Origin of the sequence: Euzebyella marina (assembly GCF_014855515.1) — a bacterium.
GTDB lineage: Bacteria > Bacteroidota > Bacteroidia > Flavobacteriales > Flavobacteriaceae > Euzebyella > Euzebyella marina.
The window spans coordinates 46127-70613 of the sequence record NZ_JACYFK010000002.1 but is presented as its reverse complement, the minus strand read 5'-3'; the positions used below and the strand labels follow the sequence as shown (position 1 = coordinate 70613).

General features: G+C 39.4%; 21 protein-coding genes and 1 tRNA gene. 5 read left to right on the top strand and 17 right to left on the bottom strand.

All coding sequences use genetic code 11. The features are described from left to right. Nucleotides 1-19: 19 nt before the first annotated feature. The 9 genes from IL356_RS09045 to IL356_RS09005 all read right to left on the bottom strand — a co-directional run bounded on the left by IL356_RS09045 (nt 20) and on the right by IL356_RS09005 (nt 9746). Complete coding sequence (locus IL356_RS09045) at nt 20-1987, bottom strand: sensor histidine kinase (RefSeq protein WP_225621459.1); 1968 nt, start codon at nt 1985-1987, stop codon at nt 20-22. 644 nt (nt 1988-2631) lie between these two features. Next, entirely contained in the window at nt 2632-3384 is a 753-nt protein-coding gene (locus IL356_RS09040) for a LytR/AlgR family response regulator transcription factor (protein ID WP_121849313.1), read from the bottom strand. A 34-nt stretch (nt 3385-3418) separates the two neighbouring features. Next, entirely contained in the window at nt 3419-4327 is a 909-nt protein-coding gene (gene menA, locus IL356_RS09035; protein WP_121849314.1) for a 1,4-dihydroxy-2-naphthoate octaprenyltransferase, read from the bottom strand. A gap of 2 nt (nt 4328-4329) precedes the next feature. After that, nucleotides 4330-4929 (bottom strand): SPOR domain-containing protein, encoded by a 600-nt coding sequence (locus IL356_RS09030; RefSeq protein WP_121849315.1) that lies wholly within the window; start codon nt 4927-4929, stop codon nt 4330-4332. Between the two features lie 187 nt (nt 4930-5116). Continuing rightward, nucleotides 5117-5947, bottom strand: a complete 831-nt coding sequence (locus tag IL356_RS09025) for a CvfB family protein (RefSeq protein WP_121850731.1) — start codon at nt 5945-5947, stop codon at nt 5117-5119. Between the two features lie 85 nt (nt 5948-6032). Continuing rightward, nucleotides 6033-6374 (bottom strand): DUF2853 family protein, encoded by a 342-nt coding sequence (locus IL356_RS09020; RefSeq protein WP_121849316.1) that lies wholly within the window; start codon nt 6372-6374, stop codon nt 6033-6035. Nucleotides 6375-6413: 39 nt separating this feature from the next. Beyond that, nucleotides 6414-8168 carry a 2-succinyl-5-enolpyruvyl-6-hydroxy-3-cyclohexene-1-carboxylic-acid synthase gene (menD, locus tag IL356_RS09015; RefSeq protein ID WP_121849317.1) on the bottom strand — a complete coding sequence of 585 codons (1755 nt, stop codon included), beginning with the start codon at nt 8166-8168 and terminating at the stop codon, nt 6414-6416. 46 nt (nt 8169-8214) lie between these two features. Next, on the bottom strand, nt 8215-9324 hold the full coding sequence (locus IL356_RS09010; protein WP_121849318.1) for a chorismate-binding protein: 1110 nt from the start codon (nt 9322-9324) through the stop codon (nt 8215-8217). Continuing rightward, nucleotides 9324-9746 (bottom strand): PaaI family thioesterase, encoded by a 423-nt coding sequence (locus tag IL356_RS09005; RefSeq protein WP_121849319.1) that lies wholly within the window; start codon nt 9744-9746, stop codon nt 9324-9326. The genes IL356_RS09010 and IL356_RS09005 overlap by 1 nt, the downstream gene beginning before the upstream one ends. A gap of 72 nt (nt 9747-9818) precedes the next feature. Between IL356_RS09005 and IL356_RS09000 the strand changes: the two genes are divergently transcribed. Genes IL356_RS09000 through IL356_RS08990 form a run of 3 tightly spaced genes read left to right on the top strand, consistent with a single transcriptional unit; the run spans nt 9819 to nt 11426 of the window. Then, nucleotides 9819-10466: an alpha/beta hydrolase gene (locus IL356_RS09000; RefSeq protein ID WP_121849320.1), complete on the top strand. Its 648-nt coding sequence runs from the start codon at nt 9819-9821 to the stop codon at nt 10464-10466. Further along, nucleotides 10463-11041 (top strand): GNAT family N-acetyltransferase, encoded by a 579-nt coding sequence (locus IL356_RS08995; protein WP_121849321.1) that lies wholly within the window; start codon nt 10463-10465, stop codon nt 11039-11041. The genes IL356_RS09000 and IL356_RS08995 overlap by 4 nt, the downstream gene beginning before the upstream one ends. Nucleotide 11042: 1 nt before the next feature. Then, nucleotides 11043-11426 carry a VOC family protein gene (locus IL356_RS08990; RefSeq protein WP_121849322.1) on the top strand — a complete coding sequence of 128 codons (384 nt, stop codon included), beginning with the start codon at nt 11043-11045 and terminating at the stop codon, nt 11424-11426. Here the strand turns inward: IL356_RS08990 and IL356_RS08985 are convergent. The 5 genes from IL356_RS08985 to IL356_RS08965 form a co-directional block, all read right to left on the bottom strand. Further along, nucleotides 11423-12679, bottom strand: a complete 1257-nt coding sequence (locus IL356_RS08985) for an NAD(P)/FAD-dependent oxidoreductase (RefSeq protein WP_121849323.1) — start codon at nt 12677-12679, stop codon at nt 11423-11425. The two genes, IL356_RS08990 and IL356_RS08985, sit on opposite strands and share 4 nt — an antisense overlap. Before the next feature lie 8 nt (nt 12680-12687). Beyond that, a complete protein-coding gene (locus IL356_RS08980) occupies nt 12688-13695 on the bottom strand; it encodes a 4-hydroxyproline epimerase (protein WP_121849324.1) in 1008 nt (335 codons plus the stop codon). Between the two features lie 22 nt (nt 13696-13717). Beyond that, nucleotides 13718-15304, bottom strand: a complete 1587-nt coding sequence (locus IL356_RS08975; RefSeq protein ID WP_121849325.1) for an aldehyde dehydrogenase (NADP(+)) — start codon at nt 15302-15304, stop codon at nt 13718-13720. Between the two features lie 137 nt (nt 15305-15441). Continuing rightward, a complete protein-coding gene (locus tag IL356_RS08970; protein ID WP_121849326.1) occupies nt 15442-16383 on the bottom strand; it encodes a dihydrodipicolinate synthase family protein in 942 nt (313 codons plus the stop codon). Between the two features lie 157 nt (nt 16384-16540). Then, on the bottom strand, nt 16541-17728 hold the full coding sequence (locus IL356_RS08965) for an aldose epimerase family protein (protein WP_121849327.1): 1188 nt from the start codon (nt 17726-17728) through the stop codon (nt 16541-16543). A gap of 230 nt (nt 17729-17958) precedes the next feature. On the opposite strand from IL356_RS08965, the gene IL356_RS08960 reads away from it, so the two are divergent. After that, on the top strand, nt 17959-19527 hold the full coding sequence (locus tag IL356_RS08960) for a M28 family peptidase (RefSeq protein ID WP_121849328.1): 1569 nt from the start codon (nt 17959-17961) through the stop codon (nt 19525-19527). Nucleotides 19528-19581: 54 nt separating this feature from the next. Here IL356_RS08960 and IL356_RS08955 read toward each other — a convergent pair. Then, nucleotides 19582-19657, bottom strand: a tRNA-His gene (locus IL356_RS08955). 283 nt (nt 19658-19940) lie between these two features. Between IL356_RS08955 and IL356_RS08950 the strand changes: the two genes are divergently transcribed. Beyond that, nucleotides 19941-22031, top strand: coding sequence for a tetratricopeptide repeat-containing sensor histidine kinase (locus IL356_RS08950; protein ID WP_121849329.1), 2091 nt, complete (start codon nt 19941-19943; stop codon nt 22029-22031). Here IL356_RS08950 and bshB1 read toward each other — a convergent pair. Both bshB1 and IL356_RS08940 read right to left on the bottom strand, forming a co-directional pair. After that, nucleotides 22028-22750: a bacillithiol biosynthesis deacetylase BshB1 gene (gene bshB1, locus IL356_RS08945; RefSeq protein WP_121849330.1), complete on the bottom strand. Its 723-nt coding sequence runs from the start codon at nt 22748-22750 to the stop codon at nt 22028-22030. The two genes, IL356_RS08950 and bshB1, sit on opposite strands and share 4 nt — an antisense overlap. A gap of 177 nt (nt 22751-22927) precedes the next feature. Next, complete coding sequence (locus tag IL356_RS08940) at nt 22928-24337, bottom strand: MATE family efflux transporter (protein ID WP_121849331.1); 1410 nt, start codon at nt 24335-24337, stop codon at nt 22928-22930. Nucleotides 24338-24487: the final 150 nt, after the last annotated feature.

Genomic DNA, 24487 nt, shown 5'->3' with positions numbered 1-24487 from the left:
TAATAAATTATAACTGCCTCTATTTAAAATTGAACCAGTAGCGCACACCATCTTCGGCATGGCGATCAATGTTCAGTGTTGTCTGTAGCTGATTGGCCAATCTGTTCATTAGGCGAATACCCATTGATGTATTAGCGCGTTCCTCAGAGTCTTCGGGCAGCCCCACACCATTATCTGCATATTCAAAATAGCCTTCTTGTTCTCCTGTTTTTCTTATATGGATGTAAATTTTTCCATTCTCATCCCCATGAGGAAAAGCATATTTGAACGAATTGGAAACAAGCTCATTGAGCATTAGACCGAATGGTATAGCCCTGTCTATATCAAGTTCGACACCTTCGGCATCTACCGTAATATTGATATTGTGCCCGCCTTTCTTATAAACAGACTGTACACTGTTTATCAAGCTTTCGATATAACTCTGCATTTCGATTACGGAAAGATCTTCGTTCTGGTAAAGCTTTTGATGTATCAAGGCCATGGCCTTTACCCTACTCTTACCCTCTTCAAGGGCTTCAATAGCTGCCTTACTCCTAGTATTTTTGGTTTGAAGGCTCAATAAGCTCGAAACCATTTGAAGATTGTTTTTCACCCTGTGGTGAATCTCTTTCAATAACGAGTCTTTTTCAACTAACGAGTTTTCAATAATATATTTTTGCTCTGCGATCAATCTTTGGTTTTTGATACTCTTTAGGTAAGCGTAAACAAGCCCCGCAAAACCAAGTAACGTGAACAATAGAGAAATTAGAACCAAACTATTTCGTTTGTCTTTTTCAAGGTTTTCAGTTCTCTGCTTTTCTAAAGCCAGCTTTTGCTCCGCTACCATATCTTGAGAATACTTTAAATTCTGCATCATTACAGTAGATAGCTGCTGTTGTCTAAGCTGCGATTCGTTCTCGCTTATAGAATCCCTAATACGTATTTCCCTTCTAAGGTAATGGGAAGAGTTCTTGTAGTCTTGAGTAAGCTCGTAATAAAGCGACAACAAACGGTTTTTCTTAAGAAGATTCTCGGTTGTACTTGTCTGAAGGTTGTCACTCAAGTAATCTGTCGCCTTTTCATAATTCTTCAACTGAAGATAACATTCTGAAATAGCCAAACTATTTTCAGTAATCTCAGATGAATAGGCCCTATCGCTATTTTCTTTTATTTTTTTGATTCCACTTTCCAAAAACGGAATGGCTTCTTCGTACTGTTTGAGGTCAACATGGCACTTACCGATGTTTCCTTCGATTACACCTTTTAAAAGGTCTGAATCGGCCAACATTTTTTCAGACTTTCTGCGGGTTACACTTTCCAAGTATACATCAATATAACCTTTTGCCTTTTTATAATAGCTTAATGCAGTTGGTGTAGAACCGTCTAGCCTTAAAAAATTGCCCAAGTGGTTGTAATAGTCGGCTTGACCGAAAAAATCATCTTCTTCGATGTTCTTTTTTACATTGGCGATATAATCGTCCATTGCCTTTCGGTACATGCCTAGATTAGAATAGATATCATAAAAGGCAACACTCTCCATAATACCCATTTCACGCTTTTTTTCGCGAATATCTATTTGTTCGGGGTACATAGTGAGCTGACCGTAGTTATCATCCATCAGGTCAAGAAGCTTAGAGGAAAGATAAATATCAAGATCCTCTATTTGCTCCATCAACTCTTTGGTAATTGCCAAACTCTTATCATAATCACCTAAATCGTAAAAGATACGAGCTTGCATAAGCTGAAATCTTTTAATATCGTCTTGGTCATCGTTTTTGATGGCCGCGTTAAGGTTGATAGTTATAAGCTCAAGCCAGTCGTAGGTAGAGTTTTCTCTGTAAAGATCCTCTTCATTGAAAAAGAAGGCCATTTTTTCGTCTGTCGTAGCCAACTCTTGAAACTGATGAAAAAGGCTTTGATCCGTAGCATTCGCAGACTGCCCATAGCCAGAAAAGAATAGCAGCATAACTGCTATGATCAAAAATGTTTTTCTGCTAATTTTCTTCATGGTTGGAAAAGGTAACTCAGATCTACTTAAGCCTCTGAATAGAGCCGAATTGCCAAAGCTCGGTAAGCTTTAGGCGTGGCAAAAATATAAAGATGCTTTACAAAATTAATGGTTATGGTAAATTTCTTTTAAAATACTAAATCTTAAATGGATATAGTATAGAATTGATTACTTACAACTCGGGAAAGCTAGTACCGTCATCTACCATTAATCGCCCCATTTCGGTATCTAAGATGTCCTTAAAAAAAAAGGATTTGCCCCTGAGCCTCAAAAATATAATATGTTATTGTCACCAAAAGGAACATTGTTGTGAAAGCTATTGTTTCTGTTGTCAACAGCAAAAATGAGTTGTCAAGGTAATTTCAGAACCTATTTTTTGGATTTTAAAACTTGAGGAAGCTTATTAAAATTAAAAAGAGCCTGATCCGTTAGGATAGGCTCTTTTACGAGAACACTATATGAAAATGAAAAAATTAATTCTGAAGGTATCGACTGTTACGTCAATTATTATGATGCTAAAGTATCACCCTCTAATCAGTATTTAAAACTATTGTTGTGTAAATGGCCAAACCTGTTGTGAAAAGTGTTAAGACGAAAAAAGGGATGCGAATGGCATCCCTTTTAAGCAATCTTTGATTTTATTTTTAAGAATTCATTGCTGAAATAATGAACTCTTTGAAATCTTTCGAAATCGGTATCAATGTATCCTTGATCATAATATCCTTTGAGTTGATCGCATCTATATGATCCACATTAACGATGTATGATTTGTGCGCTCTATAGAACTGGTTCTTGGGCAATTTCTCTAAATAATCTTTTAAAGGAGAACGGACCAAGAACTTTTTATCGATTGTATTCACCTCTAAATAGACATTATCGGCCTTAATGAACATGATGTCGCTAAATTGAATACGATAGTAGAGATGTTGTTTCTTGACGAAAATGGAGTCTTTTAAGACCGTATTGCTCATCGGAACATCTTCGTTGCTTTCTGATGCAGGCGCTGATGTTTTGCCAGACCTGGTGAAATTTGAAAGTGCAATCTCGATTGAGGTGTACAAATCTTGCTGTTCAAAAGGCTTTACCAAATAGCCGTTAGGCTTTACAGTTTTGGCATTCTCTACGGTGGCCCTGTCAGAGTTAGAGGTTACGAAGATGAAGGGAATGTCATAATTTTCCCTGATATGCTTACCTAAGTCGATTCCTGTTTTGTCCGAGGCAAGAATGATGTCTATCAAAACTAAGTCGACATGCTGGTTTTTCAAAACTTCTTCTGCCTGCTCGTAAACGATAACGTTATCGACAATCTCATATCCGATTTCCTCAAGCATTGATTGCATATCATCGGCGATGATTACGTTGTCCTCTACAATGAGTATTTTAATGGGCTGTTCCAAGGTGGGTAGTATTTAGTAGGTTTATAGATTAAATTTACAAAAAAATATTACAATTAGCGTAAAGCAAAACCGCCAAAAGAAAGGTGCTTAGCGCAAGTTTTTTTAATTCGGGGTCAAACAGCCGTGGTTCATTGGTTTGGTAAACCTTACCCAGATGAATAAATATCGGAATGAAAGCCAAAAGAGGCAACATTACATACCACCCTTTAAATGAAATAAAACTATACGCTATAATACTGACAAATGCTGACAACAACAGGCCATAATGATATTTTTTGCCATTATTGAAGCCGATATTGACCACCAAAGTCTTTTTGTTGGCTTTTCGATCAGAGTTAAAATCCCTTAGATTATTCAGGTTCAAAACTCCCGTGCTTAATGCTCCTATGGCAATGGCCGGTAAAAGGGCCAAAACAGTAAGATGCTTAGTGTACAAAAACATTGATCCTAAAACTGCCAAAAGACCAAAAAACAGGAAAACAAATAGGTCTCCCAAACCTCTATAACCATATGCTGAGCGCCCTACTGTATATTTAATTGCTGCCCAAATACTCAAAACACCCAAAACCAAAAAAATTAATGGGTAGAGCATTTTTTCAAATCCGAAAGCTACATAAATAAGCATAATGACCAGTATAAAATCAATTACCATTGATATAATTATACCTTTCTTCAGCTCTTTTCTTTTTAAAACTCCACTTTGTAAAGCGCGCTGCGGACCTATTCGGTCTTCATTATCGGTTCCCTTGACACCATCACCATAATCGTTCGCAAAATTGGAAGTGATCTGAAACGCTACCGTCGTCAAAAGTGCCAAAAGAAATATCTCACTATTAAATTGGCCATCATAACATGCCAAAGCCGTACCCACCAAAATACCCGAAACTGATAAAGGAAGCGTTCGTAAACGGGCCGCCCCGACCCAGGCCTTAAATTTTGTCAAAACTAGTTAGGGTCTTCTATTTGTACTCTTTTACCATCTTTGTATGATGCCACAAACGCATCTGAAAAACCTAAATCTACCAATTGGTTTCTGAAAGTTCTGGCCTCTTCCAAAGTTTCAAAATTACCAAGTGAATAAGAATAAAATGGGTTGGCCTTCACAAACATCGTGTTGGTCAACGCTTCAGACGCCAAGGTCATATTATTCTCAACGAACGATTTGATCTGAACCGAATATATCTTCTCCTTTTCAAGAAACTTCTTGGCCAAATAAAACTCCCTTACTAGACTCAGTTCTTCGTTTTGTTGTTTTAGGTTGTCTATTCTTGATTTTATGGCATCTAAACTATCGATTGAGACAAGTAGGTTACTTGGGCTCTCGTAGTTATGCGATACACTTCTGCCTGCCGTAAATGAAAAAACGATAAGTGCCCCGATTAAAAACAAACCCGTGAAGCCAGCAAAAACATTACGCTGAAGTTTGCTTCTTTTTATTTCTCTGTTCTTGAACTTTATCTGGTCAAGAAGACGTTCATTAATGATTTGGGCTTTATCTATATCCTTATGCAATTCTAAGAGATCGCTTTCTTCTATAAATGGCATATAACAATAAGTTTTACGGGGTTTCTTCGTTAAAGTTAACCAAAATAGCTAAAGATCGATGAAATACACTATTTGAATGTTGCAAAAATAAAGTTTTTTGTGGTCAAATTTCGAAATGATGATGCGTAGTTCTATTTTAATCATTTGATTAGCAACATCCTAAAATAAATTACTTGCCAAATTAATTTCAAATCGCCTTGATACCATTCTCTACAATATCGATTTTACGAGCTTTATAAAGTGTTCCCACGCCCTTTTTAAAGGTTTTCTTGCTCATTTGCAGTTCCCTTTTTATTTCAAGGGGATCCGATTTATCATGTAATGCCAAGAAACCACCATTATCTACCAGTTTCTTATAAATTGCCTCTGCCGTTGGTTCAAGAACACTTTCACCCAATGGTTGAAGAGAAACATCTATCTTATGGTCAGGGCGAATTTTTTTGACATACCCTTTGGTTCTATCACCTACTGAAACATCTTTGAAAATTTCATTGCTATATACCAGGCCTTTATGGGTATCATTGATGATTACCTCCCAACCGAGGTCCGTCAATCGGGTGAACAAGAGATCCACCTCATCCCTTTCGCTGATGGTCAGGTTCTCATTATCCAAGAACTTATTCAGTTTGTTCGAAGCTACTAATCGAAACGAGATATCATCCATATAACAATGAACGACATACCACTGCCCCTCTTTCATTTTATCTCGTTGTTCGCTAAAAGGAACCAATAAATGCTTCTCAAGTCCCCAATCTAGAAAAGCTCCTATCTTATTGACTTCTACCACTTTCAAAAATCCAAACCTATTTCTTAATACGGTTGGCGTCAAAGTAGTGGCTATGGGCCTTTCTTCATGATCGAGATAGCAGAAAACTCGAATCATATCACCTATTTCGGCTTTTTCAGGTACGTACTTATTTGGAAGAAGTATTTCGGCCCCTCCCTCACTACCTAAAAAGAGTCCGACACTGGTGTCTCTCAAGACTTCCAGCTCATTATAATTGCCCAATTCTATCATTTGGCAAATGTAATTTAAAATTCGGGGTATAAAAAAACCGGCCATACGAAGTAAGGCCGGTTTTAGTTATACTATTATAAATCTACTATGCGTAAATAGAAGCTTTATTGAAATGCTTGCATAACATATAATAAACTACAGCTCTGTGCTTATTCTTGTTAGAAGAACCATATTTCTCCAATACACTCTTAACTGCATCCATCAATTCTGGGCTATCTGACATACCAAGCTTCTTGATAAGATAGTTTTTCTTTACAGTTTCAAGCTCTTTTTCATCGCCACCAGAAACTTTTGAAGCATCGATATTATAGATTGCAGGCCCTAGACCTACAGTTACTTTTGTCAAAAGATCCATGTCGGGGGCTTCGCCAAACTTGTCTTTGATGTCTGCTGCGTACTTAGCAATTAAATCGTCTCTCTTGCTCATAATAGTTAGTGTCTAAATGATTATTGGTTAATATTTAGCCTAAGATATAAAATCAAAATAACCGAGCAAAATTTTGTTATTCAATAATCTCGGGGTGCTTACTTCAAGTACTTTTGGAAATTGAGACGGCAAAAAGAACTCCTTAAGGGCATTTTCAAGACCTCTTTTTTCATCAACTATTTGATGGTTAAAACCAAATTGTTCACTCAATAATTTGCCCGACATTTGGTGCTTGGTCTCAAAAAAAGTTTCAAAATTTTCCGAATCATCTCGGCCCGGAAGAATTCTAAAAATGCCTCCCCCACTATTATTGATCAATATGATTCGAAAATCGGGTCGTATATAAGAGTTCCACATCGCATTGCTGTCGTAAAAGAAACTCAAATCACCCGTTATCAAAAGTGTCGGACCGGTATAATTAATCGACGCCCCTACTGCTGTAGACGTACTGCCATCAATACCACTTGTACCCCTATTACAATACACATGTAGACTACTATCTAAATTGAATAACTGCGCATAACGCACCGTTGAACTGTTAGACAAGTGCACTTGGGTTTCTTTCGGGATGAATTTTAAAATACTTTCAAATGCCAATAGATCCGAAAACTCAATTTGCGCTAAATACTCATCCCTTCTGGCTTCATAATTTGTTTTACGCCCGCTCCAATAAGAATAATAATCACTTTCGGCCTTTTGTCCGTTAAAAAGCAGTTTTCTTAAGAAGTCGTTGGGCTTCTGCTTTACATGTTCCGTTAAAGAGAAAAAAGTATTGAATGCCTTAATTTGATCAATGTGCCAATGTTGATCAGGACTGTACTCCCTTAAAAATGCTTTTATTTTTTTGGAAACTACGAGCCCCCCGAAGGTCAACAAAATGTCGGGTTTTAAACGGTTGAAGAGTTCTTCAGTATTGCTTGCCTTTTCAATAGGTGCCACTATGCTGTCTATACTCCCAAAGAAGTTTTTATGGTGAAGGTTTGAGGTGGTTTCAGTAAAAACAATTACCGTTGGGTCGTTGGCCAATGCCTCCAATATGTCTACATCAATCTCATTTGGCGCATTCACACCTACAAGAACCATCTTTCTTTCTGAGTTTTTCCAAGTCTCAACAAAAGGCTCCATCTCTATTTCTGCCTCTTCCGAGCTATTCTGGGGCATCACTGTAAGTGCAACTTCGGTAGGTTGGTCTACCGTATCGTATAAAGGCTCTTCAAAAGGAACGTTGATATGTACTGGCAACTTAACTTGCAGGGCCACATTTAATGCCTTATTCAATTCAGAATCATTGAATTGCTTTATTTCACTCTGGTTCTCTTCAGCCGTACCTTCTTTTAACCATTGGGGCGCATACTTTTGAACCCTTGCCAAAGAATGCGTTACATCTTGCCTTAAATTAGCCGAATAACCGATATGTCTATCAAAAACATGGTCTTGACGTATGGTCTGCCCGTCGCCTACATCAATTTTATAAACGGGCCTATCAGCTGTAATCGCCACTATGGGAATTCCAGAATAAAACGCTTCCGCTATCGCAGGATAGTAGTTTAAAAGCGCACTGCCGGAAGTACAGACAAGTGCCACAGGCTCTTTCAGTTGTTGCGCTATACCCAATGCAAAAAATGCCGCACTACGCTCGTCTACTATACTGTAACAAGTAAAATAAGGATCTTCGGTAAAACCTATAATCAAGGGAGCATTTCTTGAACCAGGAGATATAACTATGTTCCGAAGTTTTTTGGCCTTGCAGTGTTGAACCACCAATTGGGCCGAGGGTATGCTAGAATGTTTCATTAGGTACAAAAGTACGATTCCCTAATGGGCAAAACCAAAGGTTCGTTTATAAAATACTCGACATAGTTTTACTTTTTAGAACGGTTTCATCCCATTCATTTTCCGGGTCAGAACCAGCCGTAATACCACCGCCCACATAAATCAACGCCTGATCTTTTACTAATTGCATACACCGGAGATTAACGAATAGTTCAGTAAATCTATTGATAGAGCGATACACTTGATTTTCTTGATTGGCACGTCTTGAACTTCGCATCTTTTCTTGCTTCATGTTGAGCTCTCCTAAATAACCGGTGTAAAACTGCCTGTCATATCCCTCATTTTCAAGGATGAAAGCCTTTGATTCGAGCTTAGGTAATCCGCAAACCGCTGGCGTAGGATGTAGTTTCTCGAGCACCCCTTCGAGATTTTGATTTTCGATGTTACCCGAAATCTTGGTTCTAAGGTGCCATAACTTACCCGAACGAGCAGATTCTAAACTACCGCTATTCAGTTCAGAAATTTCATTCTTGAGAGCTTCTTCAATATACTCCGTTACATATTTTTGCTCTAGAATTTCTTTTTCGCCCCATTCAGGTTCTTGCCCATTAACATAAGGTTTAGTACCCGCCAAAGACATGGTGGTCAACCTGTTGTTTTTGACTTGAAGAAGAATTTCAGGAGTAGCACCTAACCATAACCCCACTTTTGGGTGATAGAACAAATAACAGAAGGCATTGCTGTACAGAGCCAATAACCGCTGAAATAGTGACAAAGGTTTCATTGTTGCCTGACCTTTCAAAATTCTGGATAGCACAACCTTTTTCAAATGACCCTGCTTAATTGAACTAACAGCATTTTGAACCAATCTCAAATGATGGTCTTTATTCCCAACATTCTTTAGGTCTATATCTAAATACTCCTCAGGCTCAAACTTTTTAGGCGAATAAGATGCTAACTCAAGCATCTCGGAAGACTGAATCAATACTTTTCTAGATTGACTATCAAAAGGCGCAAAAACAAAACCGGACTCTTTAAAATTCTTTACCTCGTACAAGGTATCGGTATTTTGCAACAAGGCCCTTAGACCGCTTTTCATGGGCTTGCGGTAAACAACTAACGGCAGTTCTTTCGAAAGGTGGTTCTCTAGTTGGTCAAAGAATACTTCAGGGGTCATTACTCCTTACTTAATGCTATCGTGGTTAGTTTACAAAGAGAGACCAGCTGATCTTGACTGTTGGTAATTCTTATTTCCCATAATTGAGTTGTTCTTCCCTTATGAATAATGGTCGCTTTGGCAAATACTTCGCCTTCTCGCACACTCTTCACGTGGTTGGCAGAAATTTCAATCCCTCGTATGGCAAATTTTTGGGCATCTAAGAAGATATAAGAAGCCATGCTACCAACGCTCTCTGCAAGGGCAACCATAGCGCCACCGTGCAAAACTCCATCCGGTTGATGTACGGTAGGGTTCACTGGCATTTTGGCAACAAGGTAATCGGCACCCACATCGGTATATTCGATACTAAGGGTTTCCATTAGGGTATTCTTAGAAGACTTGTTGCAAACTTTTAATATTTTTTCTTTGTAGCCTTCCATAAGTTCTATTTTTGGTCAAAAATAATCATTAACAGAGCATCAGCATTGCTATTTACAGTTAGTTTTTGAAGCATGGACCAAAATGAACACCTTGTCACCTATGAACATACCAACTCTTACGTTACCCTCAACCAGTTGGGCCCAGAGACTAAAAACGTTTGGTTGGTCTTTCATGGCATGGGCTATTTGAGTCGATATTTTTTACGTTATTTTGACGAGCTTCCGAATAACGAGAACTATATTATTGCCCCTCAGGCACCTTCTAAATATTATTTGAATGACCAATTCAGACATGTAGGCGCTAGTTGGCTTACGAAAGAAGAAACGGTTCGAGAGACCCAAAACGTTCTGGCTTATATCGATGCAGTTGCGCGTAAAGAACAACTACCCAAAAACCTGAATCTTATACTTTTGGGCTTTTCGCAAGGGGTTTCGATTGCTCTAAGATGGGCGGCCAGTAGAAAAATAAATTGTTCGCAGTTAATACTTTATGCAGGAGGAATACCTAACGAATTGACCAAAACCGATGTCGAGTTTTTGAGGGAACAAGGTACCCAAGTGAAAATATTTATCGGTGACGAAGATGAATATCTCACTGAAAAACGTATGCCCAAGGAGGAAGAAAAAATAGCAAGTCTGTTTGGCGACTCTGCCCAACTAACTATTTTTAAGGGGAAACATGAGGTAAAAAAAGAAATCATCAACAATCTCGTTTTATGACACACGACATCACTTTAGAAGATGAAAGGGTACGTCTTTCACCGTTAAGTCTTGATAATTATGAAAACTTATCCGCTATTGCCGGCCAAGAAAAACTGGTACAATATTCGCCCTCGAATATTGAAGGCCCTACCGCTCTTAAACAGTATGTAGAAATGGCCCTAGAGCAGTACAAGAACAAGACAAGCATTCCATTTCTGGTCTTTGACAAACAGGCAAAAATATACGCTGGTTCTACACGCTATATGAATATCGATTGGCGAAATAAAGTTCTTCATATCGGCTCAACTTGGATTGGTCGTGAATTTCATGGTACAGGCCTTAATAGCCATATGAAATACCTTATGATGAACTATGCCCTGAATGATATGGGCTTCGAAAAAGTTGAATACCGAATCGATGAGAGAAATCTACAATCTAGAAAAGCTGTAGAAAAATTGGGAGGTGTCTTGGAAGGAGTACTTAGGGAAAACGTTTATCTTCTTGATGGATATAAAAGAAATACCTGCTGCTACGGTATTTTAAAAAAAGAATGGGAAGAGACCAAAAAATCAAGATTTCAGAATTTCTCGTAGAATGGAAATTTTTCAGGTAAGCTATCTCGTTAAAGATTATGATGAAGCCATTGAATTCTTCACCAAAAAATTGGGTTTCTCGGTTTTGGAAGATACTCAATTGACCGATAAAAAAAGATGGGTTCTTGTGGCGCCAAAAAGCAACAAACGAATGCGACTTCTATTGGCGAAAGCCGATAATCCTATGCAAGAAAGTACCATTGGTAATCAGGCCGGTGGTAGGGTTTTTCTGTTTTTGAATACCCATGATTTCTGGACCGATTATCAAATAATGAAAGATAACGGAGTTATATTTAAGGAAGAACCCAGAGAAGAACCCTATGGAACCGTTGTTGTCTTTAGCGATTTATATGGCAATCTGTGGGATTTAATCCAACCTCATTAGAACTTACGGTTAGGTGAGAAGGCCTCTATATTCATCGACGTCTTTTTATTTCCAATAATTTCAGAAACCAATTTGCCTGTTGCGGGGCCAAGGCTCCAGCCCATCATAGCATGGCCTGTGGCAAAAACGAGATTATCGATTTTTGAAGGTTTGCCGATATAGGGCAATCCGTCTGGTGATACGGGTCGTAATCCTGTTTGGGCATCATCTAACTCCTCATCAGTAATACTAAGATTAGGATAAAATCGTTGAGCCCCTGCAGCAATGGCATTCACACGCTCTTTTCTCACAATTCTATTATTGCCCGAAAACTCCATAGTACCCGCAAAACGAGTGAATCCGACCATCGGAGTTACCGCCATTTTTGCTTCCATAAGAATAGCCGGCAATTGAATTCCAGTTTCCCGTTTTACATTGATTCTATACCCTTTTCCTCCTTGTAAAGGAAGATCAATGCCCAATTTTTTCGAAAGTAGGCCGCTCCAAGAACCGGCCGCCATTACAACATGTTCCGGTCTATAACTAGACTTGTCAGTTACAACTTCTTCAATACGCCCAGACTTGACTTTTAGATCTTGTACTATCTCATTCTCATTGATGTTTACGCCTATCTTTTTCAAATAAGCAATCAATAAAGGCATTATTTGAGTAGGTGTTGTATGTCCGTCACATTCATAGTGTATAGCGCCTTCTGCAGCAATAGAAACATGGGGCTCCTTTTGTTTTAGTTGTGCTTTATCCAAGTAGGCTACTTCTAATCCTAAATCGGAAGCTCTCTCAGCTACCTCTTTCTCATGTAAAAATGCTGACTGTGTTTGGTAAAGCATCAACAAACCGTTTCTTTCCAACTGAAAATCGCCCAAGTCACCCGATGCCTTGATATCTTCGAACAAATCTCGGCTCAATAAATTGATATCCTTGATTACGGGAATAGCCTTTTCAACCTTTGAATCTGTAGAGGATTTATGAAAATACCAGGCCCATTTGAAAAAATCGGTATCCCATCTGGGTTTCATATAAAAAGGACTCGAAGAATTGAACATCATTTTCAACCCTTTCGCAATCATGCCTGGAGAAGCCAAAGGAATAATATGGCTAGGAGTTAAAAACCCTGCATTCACGTAAGACGCGCCACTGGTCATATTGGTTTTATCGATAACCGTTACCTCATACCCTTCTTTCTGAAGGTAATATGCTGAACTCAACCCAACAATACCACCTCCAATAATCACCACTTGCTTTCCTAAACCCATTGAACTAATTAAATTACCTGAAAACCAAACGCATAAGGGTCATCATCATCAATACTTATCTCATTATGGCCATAGATTTTTGCCCAACCCTGAATACTCGGTTGAATGGCCTTTAAATTACCGACGCTAGCGACCTGCTCTACCCTACCAATGAATTGGGATCCTATATAACTTTCATGAATAAATTCATCACCAATTTTAAGTTTACCCTTTGCGAACCATTGAGCCATTCTTGCTGATGTGCCTGTACCGCATGGTGAGCGGTCAATAGCTTTATCACCATAAAAAACAGCATTTCGGGCCGTTGCTTGCGGCGATATGGTAGTACCTGTCCACAACACATGGCTTACGCCATTGATAGTTTCATCTTCTGGGTGAACGAACTTACCAGGATATTTTTGATTTATTTTCTCCCTGATCTCCTGACTAAATCGAATAAGCTCACCTGCTGAAAATTCCTGTATGCCTTTAAAATTCGGTTGGGGGTCGACGATAGCGTAAAAATTGCCGCCATAAGAGACATCAAATACCAAACTGCCTAAAAAACTACTGTCTATAGTGAGTTCAGAAGCCGCCAAAAAAGACTTAACATTTTTCAACTTCACCCATTCTACCTTATTTTCTTTCTGCCGGTATTCTATTTCTACCAATCCTGCGGGGGCTTCCATCAAAACCCTGCCTGGAGTTTTTGGTTTTATCAGCCCCTCTTCTATACCGATCGTTATAGAACCGATGGTGCCATGTCCACACATAGGCAAACATCCACTTGTTTCTACAAAAAGAATGGCAAAATCATTATCAGGATTACTTGGGGGATAGAATATGCTGCCACTCATCATGTCATGCCCTCTAGGCTCGAACATTAACCCCTTTCGGATCCAATCATATTCTTTTAAAAAGTGCTGTCTCTTTTCGCTCATATTCTTACCAATGAGCTCGGGACCACCTTTTGCAATTACTCTTACAGGGTTACCGCATGTATGGGCATCAATACAGGTAAAAATCGATTTGGCCATAGGCTATTTAAAGCTTTGACAACTACGAAACTTTTGTATTGGTATGTTCACCGTTCAAAAGTCGCATAAGGTTTAACGGATTGTTGTTTTTTAAGGCGTCGGGCAATAAATCATGTGGCCAATTTTGAAAGGATACCGGTCTTACCCATCTCTTGATGGCAGAAGTACCTACCGAAGTAAAGCGACTGTCGCTACTGGCAGGAAAAGGACCACCATGCTGCATTGATGGACACACCTCTACACCAGTTGGTACGCCATTAAAAATGATTCTACCCACTTTCGATTGCAATGCATCGATAGTATCTGTATAAGTACTCATCTCACTTTCATCACCTAACAATGTTCCGGTCAACTGACCCTCAAGGCGTCCAATAACTGCATTAAGTTCGTTGGCATCGGTGCACCTAACTACAATGGAGAAAGGACCAAAAACCTCTTCATGTAATTTGGGATTTTTTAAAAATTCGGCACCTGCAATACTTAAGACCTTTTGCTTGGCAAAGTTAGGGGAGGCATCTGCGGTATACTCCGCAACTACATCTACCCCACCTTGGTTGGACAACTCTTGCTTACCAGACTCAAAGTTTTTGTGAATGTTTGGGTGAAGCATGCAGGTTGGGTCGAGTTGGCTGATTTCTTCTCCCAGTTTTTTGATAAAACTATTCATAGTTTCACCCTCTATACCCAATATTAAACCTGGGTTAGTACAGAACTGACCAGCACCCAGGGTTATCGAACCTGCGTATTTTTGCGCCCAATTTGCTTCTTTATCCTCTAAAGCAGAAGGGAAAACCACTACCGGATTTATACTACCCATTTCAGCAAAAACAGGAATGGGTTCTTCCCTTTCGTTGGCCAATCGGTATAAGGCCATTCCGCCTTTTATACTACCTGTAAAGCCAACCCCTTTAATGGAGGGATGCAAGACCAACTTTTTACCAACTTCAATTCCGCTACTGTTCAAGTTAGAGAACACACCATCTGGCATACCCGTTCTTTTGGCAGCCTTTATTACGGCCGAAGAAACCAATTCACCTGTTGCCGCATGCATCGGATGACTTTTAACGATTACAGGGCAACCAGCTGCCAGCGCACTGGCCGTATCGCCACCTGCCGTTGAAAAGGCAAAAGGGAAATTGCTTGACCCAAAAACTGCAATAGGCCCTATAGGCACCAACATTTTTCGAATATCAACTTTGGGTAGCGGTTCTCTATCAGGCTGTGCCGTATCAATGGTTGCCTCTACCCACGACCCTTCTTGTAATAGCGTTGCAAAAGACTTTAGCTGGCTCATGGTACGACCACGTTCTCCACGTGCACGACCTTCAGGAAGACCAGATTCTATCATATAGGTCTCTATCAATTCATCACCTAAAGCTTCTATTTCTTCGGCGATGGCAATCAAGAACTCCGCCTTTTTAGCGCCACTTAAATCTTTGTAACCAGCAAAAGCATCCTTAGCTTTTTGCGCTGCTTTGTTTATCTCATCTTCGGTGGCTTCGAAAAGCTTCCAATCCGTTTGTGTGTTTTCTTTCGGATTAAAGGTAGCATAAGTACTATCTCCAGTAGCCGTTAAATCATTTCCTATATAGTTCTTTCCGGTAATCATCATTCAAATTTTGAGGTTCATAGATTGAAACTGAAAACTAGCACATTTGATGAAGGATGTCAAGATAAAGCAACGTTAATATTGCTTTAAATGTCCGCCTCAACTCAAAATAAAGCAGTCTTACTAAATTCGACCTATTAAGCAGATATTTCGCCGGACACTATAGTAAGGTTTTTATAATCGGGTAACTCTGGTCTCGACTTTAAAGATTCTTGAATGACATTTATCACCCTATCCCTTTCCGCACCTTGTAATGGCAGTCTAGGCTTTCTTACGAACTCGGTGCCAAGACCCGTAGCCACTTCGGCCAATTTAATATTCTGTACCAACTGCGGACTAATATCAAGCTCTAACAATGGCAGAAACCACCTGTAAATCTCAGTAGCCTCTTTGGGAAAACCTGCTTTAGCCAGTTTATAAATAGCCACTGTTTCTGCTGGAAAGGCGCAAACCAAACCGGCCACCCAACCATCGGCGCCCATCAATAAACTTTCTAAAGCCAACGGGTCAACTCCGGTAAGAATTTTTAAAGAATTACCAAACCTATTTCTAAGCCTACCGATGTTAATGATATCGCGAGTAGATTCTTTTACTGCCCTAACGTTATCCATCTCCATTAATTCTTCGAACATATCAACGGTCACCTCTATTTTATAATCTACCGGATTGTTATATATCATAATCGGTAAATCGGTACTTTTCGCTATGTCCTTAAAATAAGTTACTGTCTCTAGGTCGGTAGACTTGTAGCGCATTGGGGGCAATACCATCAAACCATTGGCACCCATTTTTTCTGCCTCAGCCGCCACCTCAATGGCTTCTTTGGTAGATTGTTCTGCAATGGTCATTATTACAGGAACGTTATTGTCGGCAATCGAAAGGGTTTCTTTGATCAAAATCTTTTTCTCTTCACGACTTAGCGTGCTGGCCTCCCCAAGAGAGCCTCCTAAAACAATACCGCTTACTCCGGCCTCTATTTGAGCCGCGATATTCTTCTCAAACATCGGTATATCCAATGTATCTTGTGCGGTGAATTTGGTTGTTACTGCGGGCATTACCCCTTCCCATTCGAATGTCATAACTCTAATTTTACAATGATTCTACAAAAATACGTTGCCGAGCAGGGATTCTACTAAATTCAAATTATCCAAAACCAATACTATATTACCCTATTCAAACGACAAAAGGGTTGATTTAAATCAACCCAATATCAATTATACACCCAAATTGCCCAAATCAGTTTTCCTGCAAACCGAACTTATACACGCAATTAGAAACATAAGTCCTGCCTGGGTCTAAGCGGGTACTCTGAAAATTAGGCTGGTTCGGCGAATCTGGAAAATGCTGGGTCTCCAAACAAAAAGAACCCCTAAAAACATAGGGTTTACCACCTTTACCGATATCAGCCCCGGTTAAAAAATTTCCACCATAAAACTGAACGCCCGGTTCATCGGTATAGACTTCCATAGTTCTGCCGCTTTCAGGTTCGACCACCTTGGCAGCTAGTACCAACCCATCTTCATTCTTAGGTTCTTTGTTCAATACGAAATTGTGATCGTAACCATTGGCAAACTTGAGTTGTTCACTTTCTACTTCTAAATCTTGACCTATAGGTTTGGCAGTCGTAAAATCAAAGGGGGTGCCTTTTACGCTTTCAATATCCCCTGTCGGAATCAGTCCACTATTAACAGGTGTAAAGCTATCGGCATTTAACCAAAGAACGTGGTCGGTGACATCGCCATTACCTTCTCCCTTCAAATTGAAAAAGGAGTGATGTGTCAAGTTAATGTACGTCGCTTTGTCGGTCGTGGCCTCATAATTTATTTTCAACTCGTTTTGGTCGGTTAGGTCGTAACGCACTTTCACATTTAAATTTCCTGGATAACCTTCTTCCATATCAGGAGAAGTGCGACTAAAAACAATATGACTGTCGCTTGACTCGTCAACATTCCACACCACACTTTCAAAACCTTTGATACCGCCGTGCAAATGGTTCTCGTTATTATTGATTGCCAAATCATAAACAGTTCCGTCAATACTAAACTTACCTTTGGCTATACGGTTTCCATAACGACCAATAGTAGCGCCGTAATAATTCTTTTTGGCCCTATAGTTATCTAAATGCGGAAAGCCCAGCACCACATCTTCAAAATCGCCATTTTTATCTGGGGCATGTAATGAAATCAATCGCTGTCCATAATTAGTAATGGTAACTTCCATTCCGTTCTTATTCTTCATAGTGTAGAGGCGAACCGAATCACCTTCGATGACAGTTTCAAAATTACTAACGTTAAGTTCGTCTGACAGTTTACTTTCTTCCGTTTGATCGGGGCTCTCCATTTCTTTTTCTTTTTTGTTTTGTTTACAGCTAAAGGCGCTCAAGCCAAGAATTAAGGTTATTGCTACAAGGTTCGAAATTTTCATGGCGCTTGTGGTTGTATTGAATGTTTTGAATGCCGATGAAGTTACCAAAAATTAACAAAGAAGCCATTTTTTATTTGGCAACCGTTAAAATAGAAGTTCAGTTTGTTTTCTTTATTTTTGATGAATTTTAGCAGCTCTACAAAAAGCAAACTTTTTGACCATTCGCTTTAGCGATTGTCAATCAAATAACTATGATGCTTGGTTGCCCTTAATTTATATAATACAAAATCATGAAAAAATTGATATTGGCTTTTTTCGGCCTCATCATGGCCTGTAATTCTGCGCAAAAAACGGTCGTCAGCTCCGAGCAATCGGCCGAAGCGACCGTTGTAAAAGACCCTGAAAGTTATGCGGAAAGTATAACCGAAGAAGAGTTGAAAGAGCATCTATACACCTATGCTTCGGATGAATTTGAGGGTCGTGAAACCGGGGAGCCTGGACAAAAGAAGGCGGTGGAATACCTAAAGAAGGAATACGAGAAACTCGGAATAAAAGCTGCAAAAGCAAATGGCGATTACTTTCAAAATGTACCATTAGAGGTCAGTCAACTTCCTAAAGGTTCTTTGACCGTTAACGGAAAGAATTTTCCCTTAGGCACCGATTTTTTAACCTTCTCAAAAGCTCAGGGCGAGTTCAAAAATATCGTTTATGCCGGTTTTGGAATCGAGACCGACGAATATTCCGATTATAAAGATTTAGATGTCGAAGGAAAAATAGTATTGCTAAAGGCAGGTGAACCAATTGGTAAAGACGGGAACTATATCATTTCTGGTAACAGCCAAAAATCGGTATGGAGCAACATGTCAGAATCAATGGGAAAAAGAATGGAATTGGCCACCAGCAAAGGCGCCAAGGGCATGCTCTACTATGATTCAATGAATTTTCCTAGATTTAAAAGTAGGTTTGAATGGATGAAAGGCAATGACAGCGGTAGAATGGAGCTCTCAAGTGATGCTTCTTCAGAGTTCTTTACTTTTTGGATTAATGAAAACCTGGCGAAGGCTATCTTACCAAAAATAGATTCGGAAAACAAGCCAAAAATTATTACCACCAAACTTCAATTAGACATTCAAAGCCAGAATAACAAAGTGGAGTCTGAAAATGTAGCGGCCATATTGAGAGGAACGGAAAAACCCGATGAATACGTAGTTATCTCTTCTCACTTAGACCATATTGGTGTTTCTTCGGATGGTGAAATCAATAATGGGGCCGACGATGATGGCTCAGGTACCGTGGCATTGCTTGAAATAGCAGAAGCATTTAAAAAAGCGGCCGATGAAGGCCAAGGACCAAAACGTTCTATCGTATTTCTACACGTAACCGGTGAAGAAAAAGGACTATTAGGTTCTCGGTATTACACCGATGTTGAACCTATTTTTCCTTTAGAGCAAACGGTGGCCAACCTTAATATCGATATGATCGGGCGTATCGACCCGAAAAGAAACGGCGACCGAAACTATATTTATTTAATAGGTTCGGATAAGCTCAGTACCGACCTTCATGAATTGTCGGAAGAAGTCAACAATAAATACACACATATCGAGCTCGATTACACCTTTAATGACGAGAACGACCCCAACCGTTTTTATTATAGAAGTGATCATTACAATTTTGCAAAAAACAACATTCCCATCATTTTCTATTTTAACGGAACGCATGATGACTATCATCGACCAGGTGACACCCCCGATAAGATTAATTATGATTTATTGCAGAACAGAACACGGCTAATATTTCATACCGCTTGGGAAGTTGCGAATAGAGATCAACGGGTCGTTGTAGATAAGGCCGCTAAATAGGTAAGAAACATTGCAGAAAAGAAAAAGTCCCGATATAATCGGGACTTTTTTATTGGGTGGAAGACCGGGTTCGAACCGGCGACCTCTTGAACCACAATCAAGCGCTCTAACCAGCTGAGCTACAACCACCATTTGCTTTCAAAAAGCTTACCTCATTTTGCAAGCGGTGGCAAAGGTACTTTTTTTTAAACAATCTTTCAAAATAAAAATCAGCATATTTTATAAAATTCAATTGATAAAAGACGTCGAAATTGTGAGCTCTGACAATTAGATATTTAGAAGTAAGAAGAATCGTATTTAATCGATGAAATACACTTCTAAACCGACCAAACACACAATTATTGGCGTTTCACAACAAATATTTAATACCCCATAAGGGTTAGCCTACCTTAGATTTATTATTGGGCCAAGCTATGTATCGCCAAGAAGCGCATTTTAAAAAATTCTTAAGACCATCGAATATACGATGGGCACTACTTTTGGTGGTTCTACTTTTCACTTTTGACATACAGGCCCAAAAGAATACCAAAGACAGTATTCAAAACGAAATAAAAAGGCTCAAGTCACAAAACAATTTTACCGTAAAAGACTCAATATATATCAACCTTCTTAATGGCTTGGGTAAAGAACAGCGGTTTTATAATTCTGATAGTCTATTACACCTGTCGAAACAAGCACTTAAACTTAGTAGGGTCATCAATTTTAAATTTGGTGAAAGTAAAGCTCTCTTAGGTCTTGGTGATTATTATTCGGATAAGGGAAACCATAAAAAAGCGATATCATACTACCAAGAGTCGTTTAAAATAAGTAATAAGGCCCGAATTCAGGAAATTTCTCTCATGTCTAAAAACAATTTGGCCGGAGAGTACATGTATAAAGGAGATTACACCAATTCGCTTACCCATTATTTAGAGGGTATCGATATGGCGAAGCAATATAATGATAAGCTGATGCTCTCCATTATGAACGAGAACGTTGCCAACCTTTATGCTACACAGAACGACTACGAACAAGCGCTAGACTTTTACAAAAACGTAAAGAAAATAAATAATGAACTAGGCGATGATGTCATTTCTGCCGAAAGTATGAGCAACATGGGCTCGCTCTATGCAGATATGGGGAAACTTGATTATGCCATGTTCAATATTAATAGTAGCATCACCATCTTTGAAGAACATGGTATCATGGACTGGTTGGCGTATGCCTATGAAATCAAAGGAAAAGTCTATTTGAAGCAAAAAAAATATAAATGGGCCCTGTATTGGTACAACCAAAGTGAAATGCTTCACGGCAAGATTGAAGACGAAAGAGGAAAAATAGACCTTTACAATGGTATGGCCGAGGCACACCTCAACCTCCAAAACGATGAACTTTCGGAAAAATACGCTTTGGACGCCTTGGAGATTTCCAAGAAAATAAAATTTATGGAAGGGCAGCAAAAATGCGCAGCCACCCTTTACAAATTGAACAAGCACAAAGAAGATTTCGCGGCCGCCCTCACCTATCATGAAATCTATCAAAGTCTTTCAGATTCGTTATCAAGGCAAGAAAACAAAACAAGTCTCAATATGCTCAAGACCAAGATGGAGCATGAAAGACAAAAGCTTGAACTAATTGAAGAAAACCAAAAGCAACTTGCGGCGCAAAGAAATTATATCAATGCCGCATTGGCCATTTTATTGATATTCATCGCGGTTACCTTTTTAATGAGGAGAAGTGAAAAAATTCAAAAAAACCTCAATAAAAAACTTCAAGGAAAAACCGATGATCTTGAAAAGAGAGAATTGGAGCTAAGAGAAATCAACAAGACAAAAGACCGACTCTTTTCTATTATTGGGCACGACCTTCGTGGGCCTATAGGTGCCTTTCAAAGTTTATTGAAACTCTTTAAAGAAGGGGAAATAGGCCAAAGTGAGTTTATGGAGTTCATTCCGAAATTCAGGCACGATATCGACCATATAGCGTTTACCTTGAACAATCTACTCTCATGGGGGCAGACCCAAATGAATGGTACGATAACCAAACCATCGGTGGTGGCATTAGAGACCATTGTTAACGAGAATATTCATCTTTTGGCAGAAATAGCGGAAAACAAATCTATTAGACTGATCAGTCATTTGAACCAGAATACTACGGCCTGGTCAGACGAAAACCAGATAGATATCGTAATTCGAAACTTGATCAGCAATGCCCTAAAGTTTACCCCAGAAAATGGAATGGTTACCATTTCATCTCTGGAGAGAGACGACCATTGGCAAATTTCTATTCGTGATACAGGTGTGGGAATGGACCAAGATACCATCAATAAACTTTTTCATAAGAATGCCAATGTCACCACTTATGGCACCAATAATGAAAAAGGTACTGGTCTAGGTCTTTCTTTATGTAAAGAGATGATTGAAAAGAATCACGGTAAAATTTGGGTCAACAGCCTTAAGAGAAAGGGAAGTACTTTTCACTTCACAGTTCCTAAATCAAAGAAAAACTATAAGAAAACGGCCTAAACCAAATCATTTAGCTGTTTGACCGCCACATATCTTTCTGCCGTAAAACCTTCACCATATTCTGAATTAATCAAACGACCTAGGTCACGAGCCCTGTATTTCACACTGTCCATAAAATTTTTACTACTTATGGGCGTTTCCGGTTCTTTGCTATTCGGGTCATGAAACTGCGAAGAATAGGCCATGATAGAATCCATTTTTTTGTCGATAAAACCGGAGACATCTACCACAAAATCCGGCTCCAGGTTTTTCCATTGAATGTAATGGTAAACGACTTTTGGCCTCCATGGTTCTTGAACCTCTTTCTCCCCCTCTAGTTGTGTTTCTATTTTAATCAATCCGCTCAAAAAGCAAGAATCACTTACCAATTTGCTTCCTCGACCGTGATCGATATGCCTATCGTCAATGGCATTACAGATAACGATCTCAGGTCTATATTTTCTGATTTTTTTGATAATTTCAACCTGGTGCTGCTTGTCATTGGTGAAAAAACCGTCAGCAAAACCCAAGTTTTCCCTAATTTCTACTCCTAAAATATCAGCTGATTTTTTTGCTTCTTGACTTCTTATTTCAGCTGAACCACGTGTACCTAATTCGCCACGGGTCAAATCAATAATCCCCACTTTATTGCCATTTGCCACTTCTTTGGCAATCGTGGCCCCTGCGCCTAGTTCTACATCATCTGGGTGAGCCCCAAAGGCCAATATATCTAATTTCATGAATTGTATTCTATTTGGTGTTGGTATACCGTATGCTTTGCACTTTGTCGTATGTCTGCCCTTAATACTTACGGGTATATTCTAAAAGAAATGACCAAGCGTCAACAAAGCGCACGCAAAGATACTTCTTTTGTAATCTTTCTGTTGGATGCTGAACCCACCAAGACCTTTCACATATTAAACACTGACCTTTTTCCAATCTCCTTTTCTAAACCAAACAATGGCCATTATGGCCAATAGTACTTCTGCCGAAGTAATGGCCACAAAGACTCCAACAGCTCCGTAATCCAAAGTTATAGACGAAACATAGGCTAAAGGCAACTGAAAAAGCCAGAATGCTATAAAATTGATTTTTGTAGGCGTTCGAGTATCTCCCGAGCCATTGAATGCTTGGGTAACTACCATACCGTAAGCGTAGAAAACATATCCGGCAGCTATTATTTGTAGACATAGACCACCATTCTCCACAACTGTGCTATTAGGGTTGAACCAACCAACGATAGTATATGCAAACAGAAGATAGATCACAGAAACCACCGCCATAAAAATGGCGTTATATTTACCTGTTTTCCAAACGGAAAGTTCGGCCCTATTTGGTTTTTCAGCACCCAGATTTTGACCTACCAAAGTTGCCGCTGCATTGCTCATTCCCCAAGAAGGCATAAGGGTAAACAGCATGACCCTAATGGCAATGGTGTACCCGGCAAGAACCTCGCTACCGAATTCGGACATTATTCTCATAAGAAATACCCAACTCGACGTACCAATAAGAAATTGTGCGATTCCGCCTAAAGATACCTTTACCAAATTGAGCATTACCTTTAGTCGAAGTACCAAATCGCTCAGTCCTATCTTGATTTTGCTCCATCCGAAGAAAAGAACCGCCAATTGAAACAATACGGCCGTACCTCTACCGATATTGGTAGCAATAGCTGCCCCTGCCACACCAAATTCTGGAATTGGCCCCCATCCGAATATAAATATGGGGTCCAAAAAAATGTTGAGCCCGTTGGAAAGAACCAGCGCCCACATGGCAATCGACGCATCGCCCGCTCCCCTGAATATGGCATTGATTAAAAAAAGCAGTAGAATAGTCACATTACCCCCTAAAAGCAATTGAGTATACTCATAGCCTTCGTCAATGAGGTCTGGTTCGGCACCCATTAGAGCCAAGATATCCTTTGAATAAAAAATGCCCACTACCGACACGATCAGTGACACGAGAACCCCAAGTAGAATTGCCTGTACAGCAGATTCTTTGGCCCCAAGAATATTTTTTTCACCGATTCTTCTAGCTACAATAGCGGTCGCCGCCATACTTAAGCCGATAGCTATGGCATAAACCAATGTGATAACCGATTCTGTTAAACCAATAGTGGCCACCGCATTAACACTTACCCTACTAACGTAGGCAATGTCTACAATGGCAAAAATTGATTCCATCATCATTTCAAGAATCATAGGGATCGAGAGCATGAATATGGCTTTACGAATGCTCCCGCTTGTGAAATCAAAATCTTTACCTGTCAAGGCCAAAATAAAGTATTGATAAAGTCTTTTGAAGGTTATTCTGTTATGGTTTCGCATGATTGAGAATTATGTTTGAAAAGAGTGTGAAAAACGTCGAACAATCGAAATAGAAAACGATTATTTATGGGCAAGAGGCCCAATGACATTTAGAAAGGACATAATTCTTATAACTTCATAACACTACAAATATGCAATAAAAATTGGTGG

Bases quoted from the DNA above. Each gene is read 5' to 3' on its own strand.
- IL356_RS08975 (WP_121849325.1), bottom strand. From the start codon at position 15,304: ATGATTACCGGAAAGAACTATATAGGAAATGATTTAACGGCTACTGGA.
- IL356_RS08960 (WP_121849328.1), top strand. From the start codon at position 17,959: ATGAAAAAATTGATATTGGCTTTTTTCGGCCTCATCATGGCCTGTAAT.
- IL356_RS09005 (WP_121849319.1), bottom strand. From the start codon at position 9,746: ATGGAAGGCTACAAAGAAAAAATATTAAAAGTTTGCAACAAGTCTTCT.
- IL356_RS08950 (WP_121849329.1), top strand. From the start codon at position 19,941: ATGTATCGCCAAGAAGCGCATTTTAAAAAATTCTTAAGACCATCGAAT.
- IL356_RS09000 (WP_121849320.1), top strand. From the start codon at position 9,819: ATGGACCAAAATGAACACCTTGTCACCTATGAACATACCAACTCTTAC.
- IL356_RS09020 (WP_121849316.1), bottom strand. From the start codon at position 6,374: ATGAGCAAGAGAGACGATTTAATTGCTAAGTACGCAGCAGACATCAAA.
- IL356_RS09025 (WP_121850731.1), bottom strand. From the start codon at position 5,947: ATGATAGAATTGGGCAATTATAATGAGCTGGAAGTCTTGAGAGACACC.
- bshB1 (WP_121849330.1), bottom strand. From the start codon at position 22,750: ATGAAATTAGATATATTGGCCTTTGGGGCTCACCCAGATGATGTAGAA.
- IL356_RS08940 (WP_121849331.1), bottom strand. From the start codon at position 24,337: ATGCGAAACCATAACAGAATAACCTTCAAAAGACTTTATCAATACTTT.
- IL356_RS08965 (WP_121849327.1), bottom strand. From the start codon at position 17,728: ATGAAAATTTCGAACCTTGTAGCAATAACCTTAATTCTTGGCTTGAGC.
- IL356_RS08980 (WP_121849324.1), bottom strand. From the start codon at position 13,695: ATGGCCAAATCGATTTTTACCTGTATTGATGCCCATACATGCGGTAAC.
- IL356_RS09010 (WP_121849318.1), bottom strand. From the start codon at position 9,324: ATGACCCCTGAAGTATTCTTTGACCAACTAGAGAACCACCTTTCGAAA.
- menD (WP_121849317.1), bottom strand. From the start codon at position 8,168: ATGAAACATTCTAGCATACCCTCGGCCCAATTGGTGGTTCAACACTGC.
- IL356_RS08985 (WP_121849323.1), bottom strand. From the start codon at position 12,679: ATGGGTTTAGGAAAGCAAGTGGTGATTATTGGAGGTGGTATTGTTGGG.
- IL356_RS08990 (WP_121849322.1), top strand. From the start codon at position 11,043: ATGGAAATTTTTCAGGTAAGCTATCTCGTTAAAGATTATGATGAAGCC.
- IL356_RS09045 (WP_225621459.1), bottom strand. From the start codon at position 1,987: ATGAAGAAAATTAGCAGAAAAACATTTTTGATCATAGCAGTTATGCTG.
- IL356_RS08995 (WP_121849321.1), top strand. From the start codon at position 10,463: ATGACACACGACATCACTTTAGAAGATGAAAGGGTACGTCTTTCACCG.
- IL356_RS09030 (WP_121849315.1), bottom strand. From the start codon at position 4,929: ATGCCATTTATAGAAGAAAGCGATCTCTTAGAATTGCATAAGGATATA.
- IL356_RS08970 (WP_121849326.1), bottom strand. From the start codon at position 16,383: ATGACATTCGAATGGGAAGGGGTAATGCCCGCAGTAACAACCAAATTC.